The organism is Frateuria aurantia DSM 6220, from assembly GCF_000242255.2.
Classification (GTDB): Bacteria; Pseudomonadota; Gammaproteobacteria; order Xanthomonadales; family Rhodanobacteraceae; genus Frateuria; species Frateuria aurantia.
The window spans coordinates 40,393-54,318 of record NC_017033.1; the positions used below are offsets into that span (position 1 = coordinate 40,393).

The 13,926-nt window shown below is 56.7% G+C and carries 4 protein-coding genes, 2 tRNA genes and 4 rRNA genes; 7 read left to right on the forward strand and 3 right to left on the reverse strand.

The genetic code is table 11. From position 1 onward, the window contains the following. Positions 1-3 precede the first annotated feature (3 nt). On the reverse strand, positions 4-1,521 hold the full coding sequence (locus FRAAU_RS00175; RefSeq protein ID WP_014401555.1) for a peptidoglycan DD-metalloendopeptidase family protein: 1,518 nt from the start codon (positions 1,519-1,521) through the stop codon (positions 4-6). A gap of 191 nt (positions 1,522-1,712) precedes the next feature. On the opposite strand from FRAAU_RS00175, the gene tyrS reads away from it, so the two are divergent. From tyrS to rrf, 6 genes are all read left to right on the forward strand, one after another. After that, on the forward strand, positions 1,713-2,927 hold the full coding sequence (gene tyrS / locus FRAAU_RS00180; protein ID WP_014401556.1) for a tyrosine--tRNA ligase: 1,215 nt from the start codon (positions 1,713-1,715) through the stop codon (positions 2,925-2,927). 785 nt (positions 2,928-3,712) lie between these two features. Further along, positions 3,713-5,257 (forward strand): 16S ribosomal RNA (locus FRAAU_RS00185). A 110-nt stretch (positions 5,258-5,367) separates the two neighbouring features. After that, positions 5,368-5,444 (forward strand) — tRNA-Ile (locus FRAAU_RS00190). Positions 5,445-5,449: 5 nt separating this feature from the next. Beyond that, positions 5,450-5,525 (forward strand) — tRNA-Ala (locus tag FRAAU_RS00195). A gap of 216 nt (positions 5,526-5,741) precedes the next feature. Continuing rightward, positions 5,742-8,621: ribosomal RNA gene (locus FRAAU_RS00200) — 23S ribosomal RNA — on the forward strand. Between the two features lie 185 nt (positions 8,622-8,806). Further along, positions 8,807-8,919: ribosomal RNA gene (rrf, locus tag FRAAU_RS00205) — 5S ribosomal RNA — on the forward strand. The 16S, 23S and 5S rRNA genes sit together here with 2 tRNA genes alongside, the layout of an rRNA operon. A gap of 1,407 nt (positions 8,920-10,326) precedes the next feature. On the opposite strand, the gene FRAAU_RS00210 is transcribed toward rrf, so the two are convergent. Continuing rightward, on the reverse strand, positions 10,327-10,986 hold the full coding sequence (locus FRAAU_RS00210) for a hypothetical protein (protein WP_041270292.1): 660 nt from the start codon (positions 10,984-10,986) through the stop codon (positions 10,327-10,329). Continuing rightward, entirely contained in the window at positions 10,962-11,351 is a 390-nt protein-coding gene (locus FRAAU_RS00215) for a hypothetical protein (protein WP_041270293.1), read from the reverse strand. The genes FRAAU_RS00210 and FRAAU_RS00215 overlap by 25 nt, the downstream gene beginning before the upstream one ends. Before the next feature lie 993 nt (positions 11,352-12,344). Between FRAAU_RS00215 and FRAAU_RS00220 the strand changes: the two genes are divergently transcribed. Further along, positions 12,345-13,889 (forward strand): 16S ribosomal RNA (locus FRAAU_RS00220). Positions 13,890-13,926 lie beyond the last annotated feature (37 nt).

Genomic DNA, 13,926 nt, shown 5'->3' on the forward strand with positions numbered 1-13,926 from the left:
TTTTTATTGGAAGGTAGTGGTTGCGGAGGGGGAGGCTGCGCGATCTGGCACCTCGGCCGAGAGATCTCCCGCGCCGGATTGTCCGGTTCGCGCCAGACGAAGTTCGGCATCAGCCGCATCCAGCCGAGCCAGCTGCGGCTTGACCACCTTCGACCTGAATATGGCCAGCTGGGCCGCCGGCAGAGGCTGGCTCTTGGGCAAGGTCACTGTCAGGGGGTTGCGCTGGGTTCCGTCGACCCGGAATTCATAATGCAGATGCGGTCCCGTGGCCAGACCGGTCATGCCGACATAGCCGATGACCTGACCTTGTCGTACATGCTGGCCGATCCGCTCGTTGGCCGCGAAGCGCGACATATGACCATAGGCGGTGCTGATGGTGCCGTTGTGCTGGATCAGCACGAAGTTGCCATAGCCATTCATCCAGCCCCGGTACTTGATCACGCCATCGCCGGCGGCATGGATCGGGGTCCCGGTGGGAGCGGCATAGTCGACCCCCTTGTGAGCTCTCATCAAGCCCAGTACCGGATGGAAGCGGGCCGCGCTGAAAGTGGAGGATATCCGGGTGAAATCCACCGGCGTGCGCAGAAAAGCCTTCTGCAGCGGGCGTCCGTCCTCGCTGAACCAGCGGGTTTCACCGTTCGGCAATTGATAGCGATAGGCCGTGTAGCGGGTACCTTCGTTGTAGAACTCGGCGGCCACGATATCGCCGTCATGGATGAAATGACCGTCGCGATAGATCTTGTCGTAGATCACCGTGAAGTGATCACCCTGTCGCAGGTCCTGCGCGAAATCGATGTCGTACTGGAACAGATTGGCCAGCTTCAGCACCATGACCGAGCTGAGCCCGGCACGGGAGCCGGCGCCGAACAGCGAGCCATCAATGGTGCCGTGCGCGATGGTCTCGCGTTCGTCCAGTGCCAGCGCCTGCTGACTCACCCGGGTGTTGCCATGGTCGAAGCGGATAGTGGTGCGGCTGGAGGCACTGTCATCGAAGCGGAAGCCGGCCAGCGTCGATGCCTGCCCGGCCAGAAACTCGAAGCTCTGACCGGGCCGGATCTGATGCAGGCTTTTGCCGTTGCCGGTAGCGTCCATGACATGTTGCAGGTCAGTCAGACTGTAGCCCTGGGCCTGGAACAGATCGGACAGGGTCTGGCCGGGGCGGACCTCGACCTTTTGCCAGGCCTCGCTCGCCAATCCGGGCATCACGCTGGGCAGGTGGGCATCGGGTGCCACGACCAAGGTGGCAGGCAACGGCAATGCCGGCGCTGCAGGGGCCAGCAGCTTGTCCAGTTGCAGGGCACCAGCCCAGGCCGGCAAGACCAGGGCCGACAAGGCCGTCAGCAGCAGGGCGGTCCCGGCCAGCAGCCAGCGTTCGCGCTGCCAGTGAATGGGAGCGGCCTCACCATGGGGGCAGAAGCTCCAGTGACTGACTCGGGCATAGAAAGGGGCGTGACATTGTTGTGCCTTGCGGCGGATGGCCTGTTTGCGAGATTTGCATCCACGCCGCTGCTGCTCTGCCATGCCCGGTGTACCCTGTCACTTACGCCGTTGATAATAGGCAACCATAGCGGCCGCGCGACAAGGGAGTCAATGCCTTTTCGATCAAGGCTTTGCGTAAACTATCGCGATTAACGCACAATTAACGGAAGTGTCTCGAAGTCGCCACATCCAGGCCATTCGGGACCCATCCATAGCCATTGAGTCAGATCATCATGAGTGAGTTTGAGCAGGCGCTGTCGATCATCGAACGGGGCGCGGAAGAGATCATCAAGAAGGACGAGCTGGTCAGTCGGTTGCGCGAAGGCCGGCCGTTGCGGATCAAGGCCGGTTTCGATCCGACCGCGCCGGACTTGCATCTGGGCCATACCGTTCTGCTGAACAAGATGCGCCAGTTTCAGGACCTCGGACATCAGGTGATTTTCCTGATCGGTGACTTTACCGGCATGATCGGTGACCCGACCGGCAAGAACGCCACCCGTCGCCCTTTGACCCGCGAGGATGTACTGGCCAACGCCGAAACCTATGCCGCCCAGGTCTACAAGGTTCTGGACAAGGACAAGACCGAGCTGCGCTTCAACTCCGAATGGTTCAGTGAAATGACCGCGGCGGACATGATCCGGCTGGCCGCCCAGCACACGGTTGCACGGATGCTGGAGCGGGACGACTTCTCCAAGCGTTTCGCGGCCCAGCAGCCGATTGCGATCCACGAATTCATGTATCCGCTGACCCAGGGCTATGACTCGGTCGCTTTGAAGTGCGATGTCGAGTTGGGCGGTACGGATCAGAAGTTCAATCTGCTGATGGGGCGCGCCTTGCAGGAGCACCACGGCCAGGCACCCCAGGTGGTGCTGACCATGCCGCTGCTGGAGGGACTGGACGGTGTCCACAAGATGTCCAAGTCACTGGGCAACTATATCGGCATCAATGAGCCGGCGATCGACATGGTCACCAAGACCATGAAGATCGGCGACGAGCTGATGTGGCGCTGGTTTGAACTGCTGAGCTTTGAAGTCTCTCTGGATGAGCTGGCCCGACTCAAGCAGGGTGTGGCCGATGGTTCGCTCAATCCCCGGGATGTGAAGCTGCAGCTGGCGCGCGAACTGACCACGCGCTTCCATGACGTCGAAGCGGCCGAGCAGGCGATTGCCGGTTGGCATGCCGTCGTTCGCGGTGAAGGCGATACCAGCCTGTTGCCGCTGGCCGAAATCAGGATTCCGGCCGAGGGCCTGAAGATGGCGGCACTGCTGACGGCCGCCGGACTGACCGGCAGCAACTCCGAGGCCAATCGCAAGCTCAAGGAGCGCGCGGTAAAGATCGATGGCGAAGTGGTGGAGGATGCGCAGAAAGTGCTGGAGCCAGGCTTTGAAGGCGTATTGCAGATCGGCAAGCGGAATTTTGCACGGGTGTCGCTGGTCGCCGAAGGCTGAGTGTCGGCCTTCATGCCACGGCAGTGAAGACAAGGCCCGGTCGCAAGACCGGGCCTTGTCGCTTTTCGAGCCGGAGCGATCCGCCGATCTATTGAGGCACCCGTGACTGAAGCCATGGCCTTCCTTTGAATGCAGGCATCTCGGCAGGCCCGGGCGCCAATTCCGGGTCGCGGGATGCCGGCAGCCAGAGACCTATATATATGTTCAGAGTCCTGCTGTATCAGTTTCAGTACTGCCAAGGGTGAACTTCCGCGGAAACATGCTGGTCGACGTGGCAGAGAAATCAGATTTTTCGACGAGGACCGGCCCGATACAGGGCTGAATCCGCGGGCCCTGGAAGCCCGTGTGGAGAAAAGTAAATTCAACTTTGTTTTATATCAATGACTTGTGAGAATTTGTGAAATAAACTTCAAAAAAGGCTTGCACATGAGGCGAGAGGTGCCTAATATTCGCCTCCCCGCTGCAGCGAAACACGCTTCACCGGCCACCACCTCGAAAAGAAATTTTCAAAAAGGTGTTGACGGAAAGCGAAAACGATGTAGAATGGGCGGCTCACTCGGGACGAAATGTTCCGGACCACTTCTCCGAAGTGATGAGTTCGATCTGATCTTTGACAGTATGCGCAGGTGACTTGTGTGGGCGTCTTGCGATGGTCGGCGATAAAACGCTGTCCAAAATTTGCAAGCGTCTAACCTAAGAGTCAATTCAAATGTGACGTTTTACGGTTAGGTTCAACGCTTCAGAAAGAATCGATAGGTATTAGAAATAATGCCAATCAAAAACTTCAAGTGAAGAGTTTGATCCTGGCTCAGATTGAACGCTGGCGGTATGCTTAACACATGCAAGTCGAACGGCAGCACAGCAGAGCTTGCTCTGTGGGTGGCGAGTGGCGGACGGGTGAGTAATACATCGGGACCTACCCAGACGTGGGGGATAACGTAGGGAAACTTACGCTAATACCGCATACGTCCTACGGGAGAAAGCAGGGGATCTTCGGACCTTGCGCGGTTGGACGGACCGATGTTCGATTAGCTTGTTGGTGAGGTAATGGCTCACCAAGGCGACGATCGATAGCTGGTCTGAGAGGATGATCAGCCACACTGGGACTGAGACACGGCCCAGACTCCTACGGGAGGCAGCAGTGGGGAATATTGGACAATGGGCGCAAGCCTGATCCAGCAATACCGCGTGTGTGAAGAAGGCCTTCGGGTTGTAAAGCACTTTTATCAGGAACGAAACGCTGTCGGTTAATACCCGGCGGAACTGACGGTACCTGAGGAATAAGCACCGGCTAACTTCGTGCCAGCAGCCGCGGTAATACGAAGGGTGCAAGCGTTAATCGGAATTACTGGGCGTAAAGCGTGCGTAGGCGGTTTGTTAAGTCTGTTGTGAAATCCCCGGGCTCAACCTGGGAATGGCAATGGATACTGGCAAGCTAGAGTGTGATAGAGGATGGTGGAATTCCCGGTGTAGCGGTGAAATGCGTAGAGATCGGGAGGAACATCAGTGGCGAAGGCGGCCATCTGGATCAACACTGACGCTGAGGCACGAAAGCGTGGGGAGCAAACAGGATTAGATACCCTGGTAGTCCACGCCCTAAACGATGCGAACTGGATGTTGGTCTCAACTCGGAGATCAGTGTCGAAGCTAACGCGTTAAGTTCGCCGCCTGGGGAGTACGGTCGCAAGACTGAAACTCAAAGGAATTGACGGGGGCCCGCACAAGCGGTGGAGTATGTGGTTTAATTCGATGCAACGCGAAGAACCTTACCTGGCCTTGACATGTCTGGAATCCTGTAGAGATACGGGAGTGCCTTCGGGAATCAGAACACAGGTGCTGCATGGCTGTCGTCAGCTCGTGTCGTGAGATGTTGGGTTAAGTCCCGCAACGAGCGCAACCCTTGTCCTTAGTTGCCAGCACGTAATGGTGGGAACTCTAAGGAGACTGCCGGTGACAAACCGGAGGAAGGTGGGGATGACGTCAAGTCATCATGGCCCTTACGGCCAGGGCTACACACGTACTACAATGGTCGGTACAGAGGGTTGCAATACCGCGAGGTGGAGCCAATCCCAGAAAGCCGATCCCAGTCCGGATCGAAGTCTGCAACTCGACTTCGTGAAGTCGGAATCGCTAGTAATCGCGGATCAGCTATGCCGCGGTGAATACGTTCCCGGGCCTTGTACACACCGCCCGTCACACCATGGGAGTGAGCTGCTCCAGAAGCCGTTAGTCTAACCGCAAGGGGGACGACGACCACGGAGTGGTTCATGACTGGGGTGAAGTCGTAACAAGGTAGCCGTATCGGAAGGTGCGGCTGGATCACCTCCTTTCGAGATGACAGTACGCCGGTCATCCAAGACGCCCACACAAGGCACCTGCATATCCGCATGTAACCGCATGCATGACACCGATCCGAAAGGATCCGGGTCACAAAGCTTTTGGGTCTGTAGCTCAGGTGGTTAGAGCGCACCCCTGATAAGGGTGAGGCCGGTGGTTCAAGTCCTCCCAGACCCACCATTATTGGGGCCTTAGCTCAGCTGGGAGAGCACCTGCTTTGCAAGCAGGGGGTCGTCGGTTCGATCCCGACAGGCTCCACCAGTGGTACCGAAAAGCTGCACGCGACACGGATATGTAGACATAAGCGCATACAAAGATTTGATTTTTAGAAACCGGCTGGCGTTGAGGCCTTCCCGGTGTTCATTGAAAAACTGTAAACGAGTGACAAGCGTCTTGGTTCGAAACTGTGAACCGAGGCAAGTGTTAAGGCAATACGAGGAGTTTGGACTGTAATCCTGAGGCGACTTGGGGTTATATGATCAAGCGACTAAGCGTATACGGTGGATGCCTTGGCAGTCAGAGGCGATGAAGGACGTGACAGCCTGCGAAAAGTATCGGGGAGCTGGCAATAAGCTTTGATCCGGTAATGTCCGAATGGGGAAACCCACTGCGCAAGCAGTATCGTGCACTGAATACATAGGTGTACGAAGCGAACCCGGGGAACTGAAATATCTAAGTACCCGGAGGAAAAGAAATCAACCGAGATTCCGTCAGTAGCGACGAGCGAACGCGGACTAGCCCAAAAGTTCTGTGCATTTTAGCCGAGCAGTCTGGAAAGTCTGGCCGTAGCGGGTGATAGCCCCGTAGGCGAAAGGGTGCATGGGATGATAAGTGAGTAGGGCGGGGCACGTGAAACCCTGTCTGAACATGGGGGGACCATCCTCCAAGGCTAAATACTCCTGACTGACCGATAGCGAACAAGTACCGTGAGGGAAAGGCGAAAAGAACCCCGGAGAGGGGAGTGAAATAGATCCTGAAACCGTATACGTACAAGCAGTGGAAGCCCTTCGGGGTGACTGCGTACCTTTTGTATAATGGGTCAGCGACTTACTGTCTGTGGCAAGCTTAACCGTATAGGGGAGGCGAAGAGAAATCGAGTCTGAATAGGGCGCATAGTCTCAGGCAGTAGACCCGAAACCGAGTGATCTATCCTTGACCAGGTTGAAGGTGCGGTAACACGCACTGGAGGACCGAACCCACATCTGTTGCAATAGATGGGGATGAGTTGAGGATCGGAGTGAAAGGCTAAACAAACTCGGAGATAGCTGGTTCTCCTCGAAAGCTATTTAGGTAGCGCCTCGTACGAACACTGCTGGGGGTAGAGCACTGTTATGGCTAGCGGGTCATCGCGACTTAGTAAACCATGGCAAACTCCGAATACCAGCACGTGATATACGGGAGACACACGGCGGGTGCTAACGTCCGTCGTGAAAAGGGAAACAACCCAGACCCGCATCTAAGGTCCCCAAGTCATAGCTAAGTGGAAAACGATGTGGAAAGGCATAGACAGCCAGGAGGTTGGCTTAGAAGCAGCCATCCTTTAAAGAAAGCGTAATAGCTCACTGGTCGAGTCGGTCTGCGCGGAAGATTTAACGGGGCTAAGCTATGCACCGAAGATCGGGGTGTGCACTATGTGCACGCGGTAGAGGAGCGTTCTGTAAGCCTGCGAAGGTGGATTGTAAAGTCTGCTGGAGGTATCAGAAGTGCGAATGCTGACATGAGTAACGATAATGGGGGTGAAAAGCCCCCACGCCGAAAGCCCAAGGTTTCCTCGCGCAACGTTCATCGGCGCAGGGTGAGTCGGCCCCTAAGGCGAGGCAGAAATGCGTAGTCGATGGGAAACTGGTTAATATTCCAGTACTTTTCTCAAGTGCGATGTGGGGACGGAGAAAGTTAGGTCTACCGGGCGTTGGTTGTCCCGGGGAAAGGCGGTAGGCATGGGTCTTAGGCAAATCCGGGACCCTCTATGCCGAGCACCGAGACGAGCCCTTTTGGGCGAAGTGACTGATACTACGCTTCCAGGAAAAGCCACTAAGCTTCAGCTTGAGAAAAACCGTACCGTAAACCGACACTGGTAGGCAGGGTGAGAATCCCAAGGCGCTTGAGAGAACTCGGGTGAAGGAACTAGGCAAAATGGCACCGTAACTTCGGGAGAAGGTGCGCCCCTTTTGGTGGTGACGTGCGTCACTGAGCTGAGAGGGGTCGCAGTAACCTGGCCGCTGCGACTGTTTACCAAAAACATAGCACTCTGCAAACACGAAAGTGGACGTATAGGGTGTGACGCCTGCCCGGTGCTGGAAGGTTAATTGATGGGGTCAGCCGCAAGGCGAAGCTCTTGATCGAAGCCCCAGTAAACGGCGGCCGTAACTATAACGGTCCTAAGGTAGCGAAATTCCTTGTCGGGTAAGTTCCGACCTGCACGAATGGCGTAACGACAGCGGCGCTGTCTCCACCCGAGACTCAGTGAAATTGAATTCGCTGTGAAGATGCAGCGTTCCCGCGGCAAGACGGAAAGACCCCGTGAACCTTTACTATAGCTTTACACTGAACGTTGAGTTCTTCTGTGTAGGATAGGTGGGAGGCTTTGAAACCAGGACGCCAGTTCTGGTGGAGCCATCCTTGAAATACCACCCTGAAGTGCTTGACGTTCTAACCTCGGCCCGTAATCCGGGTCAGGGACCGTGTATGGTGGGTAGTTTGACTGGGGCGGTCTCCTCCTAAAGAGTAACGGAGGAGTTCGAAGGTACGCTCAGCGCGGTCGGACATCGCGCACTGTGTGCAAAGGCATAAGCGTGCTTGACTGCGAGATCGACGGATCAAGCAGGTACGAAAGTAGGACTTAGTGATCCGGTGGTTCTGTATGGAAGGGCCATCGCTCAACGGATAAAAGGTACTCCGGGGATAACAGGCTGATACCGCCCAAGAGTTCATATCGACGGCGGTGTTTGGCACCTCGATGTCGGCTCATCACATCCTGGGGCTGTAGTCGGTCCCAAGGGTATGGCTGTTCGCCATTTAAAGTGGTACGCGAGCTGGGTTCAGAACGTCGTGAGACAGTTCGGTCCCTATCTGTCGTGGGCGTTGGATATTTGAGAGGGGCTGCTCCTAGTACGAGAGGACCGGAGTGGACGTTCCGCTGGTGTTCGGGTTGTCATGCCAATGGCATTGCCCGGTAGCTACGAACGGAAGCGATAACCGCTGAAAGCATCTAAGTGGGAAGCGCGCCTCAAGATGAGATATCCCGAGTCTTTAAGGCTCCTAAAGGCACCATCTAGACTAGGTGGTTGATAGGTGAGGTGTGGAAGTGCAGCAATGCATTGAGCTAACTCATACTAATGAGCCGTGAGGCTTGATCATATAACCCCAAGACGCTTCGTTTGCCTAAACGTTGCCTCAAGAAACATTTCACCTCGACGCTTGTCACTCGTTTACAATCTTATTCAACGCGGAATCCGTTCCGCGGAAGAGCAAAAACCTGCCATCCATGGCAGGACTCTTCAAAGTTGCTGAACTGGCGCGTGTCGCGCTGTTCACACCCTTTCCCTGGCGGCTATAGCGCTGTGGTCCCACCCGATCCCATCCCGAACTCGGAAGTGAAACGCAGTTGCGCCGATGGTAGTGTAGCTTGCTATGCAAGAGTAGGTCACCGCCAGGGGCTTCATCCCAAAAACCCTCGTCTCGTCAGAGACGGGGGTTTTTTCTTGCCCGCGATTTGGGTGCAAAAACGGATGGATGGCTATCCATCCTCGACAGTCCCGGCCCCGCTTTCGATGACCGTCGCACGAAACAGCGATGCTCGTCGATGGTGGCAGGCCGCCTTCCCCGTCCGGTCCCTGGATGCCGTCAGCAAGCTTGGTGCTGCTAAGCGCTCCGGACCAGTTGCCGTCTCGTGCGAACAGCCTTGTCTGCCGTGGCCATGGAGACAAGGCTGCGGCAGGCAATGCGCGGATACCTGTCCGCCGACACGCTATGGCAAGATAAGTGCAATGGCCTTCATGGATGCGTCATCCATGACTTCGGGGCAGTGGAGTCGGCCGATGGATCGCCGCCTTGTGGCATCGCCGGGAGCCCGGAACGAGCCATCCGCTGCGATGACGTGGCGCCTGAGCCCGGTCCCAGGTCAGGCAAGGCTGCGCCGAAGTTTGTGCAGGCCTTCGTGCGCCGTCCGATGACTGCCAGAAACATCGGATTTACCATGCATGACGTTATCGACAGGCCGCAGCAGATCCGGCGCTGGTTATGGTCTACCCTTATGTGCAGCACCCGGGCCATGCCGCGTACGCGCCGTCCGTTTCGCTGTCCAGGCCCGGGCGCTGCCAGATGGCCGGCGTGGAAGATCGGCGGCAACCTGCAGGGGAAGATATCTGCAGGCTATGAACAGCATGACTTGAAGGGGCGACATCGGAATGTGACCCCGTGTTTGTGCCTCGGCTCGTGACCGGGCTGCTGCACAATTTGCGTCAGAGCATGCCTCGGATCTGATCGGCGGCCTGCTGTTCGGGGTTCGGCCTTGTTCGCTGACAGAGGCCGATCATGGCCAGCCGCGGGTCGGCCGCTCGGGTCGGGCATGATATCCACGTGCAGGTCCTGCTGGACGGAGCCGTAATGTCTGGTGCCGCAAGTACTCAGGCGCCCGGTGCGATGATGGTCTGCTCCCTTGTCATCACCGATACCTGTGGTGACATGCAACGCATTCCTTCACGCAAGCCATGGCAGCAAGTTTGCAGTAGCTTCGGTCCCTGGCCAGATGCCTGATCCGCTGCAGCCGGTCTCTGGAGACTGGCCGATGCTTCCGGGCCCGCCATCGCCCGGTTTGGCCTATCAAGCCATGGTGGCCGGAATCGATCGGAAGCGGCCGATATTCCGGCCGGGATCAATCATCCTTCCCGCGCCGTTGGAATCATGGGCCTGATCGCCAAGCATGACTTGGGTCTGTCGCAACGACCATCGACCCCACGACCACTCCGGGTCATGATGGTCGGCATATCGCCTGCTCCATGCGTCCGTTCTGGAGGTACCGGACCGGGGAAAATCGCCGTGGCGGATGATGCTGCCAGGTCGATCATCTGGCCCGGCCGGATGCTCGACGGACCTCGATAAACCGGCGGGCCCAATCGCGTGGGGTATGAGCGGCTAGATAGATGGCAACGGCACGATCTTCGATCTCGTATTCACTGGCTTCGCCTTTGGGCGCGAGTATCGCCGCTCTGGTCAGTCGGTTGACCACGGCCTGGATACGTTGCGGAGTATAGGACTTGCCATCGGTCAGGCACGTGGAGATCACGACGCTGAGGTCGCTGCCGAACAGGCTCTCCGGTCGCTCGTGCGCAAGGTGCTGCAGATTGATCTGGTCAATCGCCTTGAGCTTTGGGCATTGTTCTTGCCAGCCTGTTGCTCTCATGTCTTCCTGCCAGCGCCGGAATCCCTGCCGGGGATCGGCGGGCAGGCTGACCACGGTGTGTATGACGACCTGGTTGAGGTAGGTGGGAACATGAGTCAGGCGCTGAAAGACCTGGCCCAGATCATCGACCACCATCTGCCAGCGGGTCATCTGCCGGAAGATCTCTGCACGGCCCTCTACGAAGTCTCTTCTCAGTACCGGCAGCGACAAGGGCATGGCCGATTCGAACAATGGCGGCTTGCACTTGCGGAACATGGAATTGAGTGCTTCGCGTGAGGAGCCGGCAAAGAAAATTTTCAGCTTTGGCTGCAATTCCGGCATCGTGGCGCAGAAGCTGACCACAGAGCCTCGTGCCGGCCCGTCGCCCGGGTCTGGAACTCGTCGATCACCAGCAGCATAGCTTCGTCAGCCAAGGACACGAGCTGGCGCATGGCCTGTCGCAGCCTGTGTGCAAGATCATCGGAAGCGGAAACGCCCTGCCACTGCGCTTCGATTCCGGTACCGGCATAGCCGACCCTGGCCTTGACGCTGTCGGGCTTGATCCGGCGAAGCTGGCCCGGCTCCCGCACTGATCGCCCCAGTTCCTCGACCAGGGCCAGCTCGGGCTCGTCCTGCCGTAGCCACAGATCGATATAGCAGGAGTGCTGGCGCCGGGCCTTGGTGGCGGGCAGCAGCTCGTTGCGCACCGTTGGGTCTTTCCCATGCGACGTGCCGCAAACATCGTAATCGCGTTGCTCAGCCCCGAGTCGAACAGCATGCGAACCGTTTGCACGAGATCCTCGTGAGGAAAGTAGCGGAAGTCGGTGAGCATGCTGTTATGACCCTCTATGAGAGATTTCATAATCATGGATGAAAAATAAATGGCAGCGGAGACGTCATGGCGGAGGGGCTTGTCTCTACTTGTAAACCTGAGTCGATCAGGATGCGGGCTCGATGCGGTCTGCGGCGTCGAGGGGCGGATTGGAGGCATCTCCCGGTGAGGCGGGCCAGTGAATCGGCGCGGAAGCCGTCGATGTCAGAGATGATCGGTCAGGGAGGAGGGGAGGCTGTCCTGCCAAGACTGTTATCGGGGTTTCGTCGGACCAGGACTCGCCCCTGTAGCCTCCTTGTCAAGAAGAGATCTCTGTCGCGCTCATGTCGGTCATCGGGATGTTGTGACGTACGAGGCGGACCGGAGGAGGCTGCACACGGGCTTGTGTATGGTGACTACACGGCCTGGCAGCTGTACCGCCTGATCATCTCGCAATCTATGGCAATTTTATCTATGACAATCAGTGTCTTGGGTAAGCATGTGAAAAAATATGCAAAAAAGGCTTGCACCTGAGGCGAGAGGTGCCTAATATTCGCCTCCCCGCTGCAGCGAAACACGCTTCACTGGTCACCACCTCGAAAAGATTTTTTCAAAAAGGTGTTGACGGAAAGCGAAAACGATGTAGAATGGGCGGCTCACTCGGGACGAAATGTTCCGAACCACTTCTCCGAAGTGATGAGTTCGATCTGATCTTTGACAGTATGCGCAGGTGATTTGTGTGGGCGTCTTGCGATGGTCGGCGATAAAACGCTGTCCAAAATTTGCAAGCGTCTAACCTAAGAGTCAATTCAAATGTGACGTTTTACGGTTAGGTTCAACGCTTCAGAAAGAATCGATAGGTATTAGCAATAATGCCAATCAAAAACTTCAAGTGAAGAGTTTGATCCTGGCTCAGATTGAACGCTGGCGGTATGCTTAACACATGCAAGTCGAACGGCAGCACAGCAGAGCTTGCTCTGTGGGTGGCGAGTGGCGGACGGGTGAGTAATACATCGGGACCTACCCAGACGTGGGGGATAACGTAGGGAAACTTACGCTAATACCGCATACGTCCTACGGGAGAAAGCAGGGGATCTTCGGACCTTGCGCGGTTGGACGGACCGATGTTCGATTAGCTTGTTGGTGAGGTAATGGCTCACCAAGGCGACGATCGATAGCTGGTCTGAGAGGATGATCAGCCACACTGGGACTGAGACACGGCCCAGACTCCTACGGGAGGCAGCAGTGGGGAATATTGGACAATGGGCGCAAGCCTGATCCAGCAATACCGCGTGTGTGAAGAAGGCCTTCGGGTTGTAAAGCACTTTTATCAGGAACGAAACGCTGTCGGTTAATACCCGGCGGAACTGACGGTACCTGAGGAATAAGCACCGGCTAACTTCGTGCCAGCAGCCGCGGTAATACGAAGGGTGCAAGCGTTAATCGGAATTACTGGGCGTAAAGCGTGCGTAGGCGGTTTGTTAAGTCTGTTGTGAAATCCCCGGGCTCAACCTGGGAATGGCAATGGATACTGGCAAGCTAGAGTGTGATAGAGGATGGTGGAATTCCCGGTGTAGCGGTGAAATGCGTAGAGATCGGGAGGAACATCAGTGGCGAAGGCGGCCATCTGGATCAACACTGACGCTGAGGCACGAAAGCGTGGGGAGCAAACAGGATTAGATACCCTGGTAGTCCACGCCCTAAACGATGCGAACTGGATGTTGGTCTCAACTCGGAGATCAGTGTCGAAGCTAACGCGTTAAGTTCGCCGCCTGGGGAGTACGGTCGCAAGACTGAAACTCAAAGGAATTGACGGGGGCCCGCACAAGCGGTGGAGTATGTGGTTTAATTCGATGCAACGCGAAGAACCTTACCTGGCCTTGACATGTCTGGAATCCTGTAGAGATACGGGAGTGCCTTCGGGAATCAGAACACAGGTGCTGCATGGCTGTCGTCAGCTCGTGTCGTGAGATGTTGGGTTAAGTCCCGCAACGAGCGCAACCCTTGTCCTTAGTTGCCAGCACGTAATGGTGGGAACTCTAAGGAGACTGCCGGTGACAAACCGGAGGAAGGTGGGGATGACGTCAAGTCATCATGGCCCTTACGGCCAGGGCTACACACGTACTACAATGGTCGGTACAGAGGGTTGCAATACCGCGAGGTGGAGCCAATCCCAGAAAGCCGATCCCAGTCCGGATCGAAGTCTGCAACTCGACTTCGTGAAGTCGGAATCGCTAGTAATCGCGGATCAGCTATGCCGCGGTGAATACGTTCCCGGGCCTTGTACACACCGCCCGTCACACCATGGGAGTGAGCTGCTCCAGAAGCCGTTAGTCTAACCGCAAGGGGGACGACGACCACGGAGTGGTTCATGACTGGGGTGAAGTCGTAACAAGGTAGCCGTATCGGAAGGTGCGGCTGGATCACCTCCTTTCGAGATGACAGTACGCCGGTCATCCAAGACGCCCACA

Excerpts from the sequence above, each read along its gene's own strand:
- FRAAU_RS00175 (WP_014401555.1), bottom strand. The coding sequence starts at position 1,521 with ATGGCAGAGCAGCAGCGGCGTGGATGCAAATCTCGCAAACAGGCCATC.
- tyrS (WP_014401556.1), top strand. The coding sequence starts at position 1,713 with ATGAGTGAGTTTGAGCAGGCGCTGTCGATCATCGAACGGGGCGCGGAA.
- FRAAU_RS00210 (WP_041270292.1), bottom strand. The coding sequence starts at position 10,986 with ATGCCGGAATTGCAGCCAAAGCTGAAAATTTTCTTTGCCGGCTCCTCA.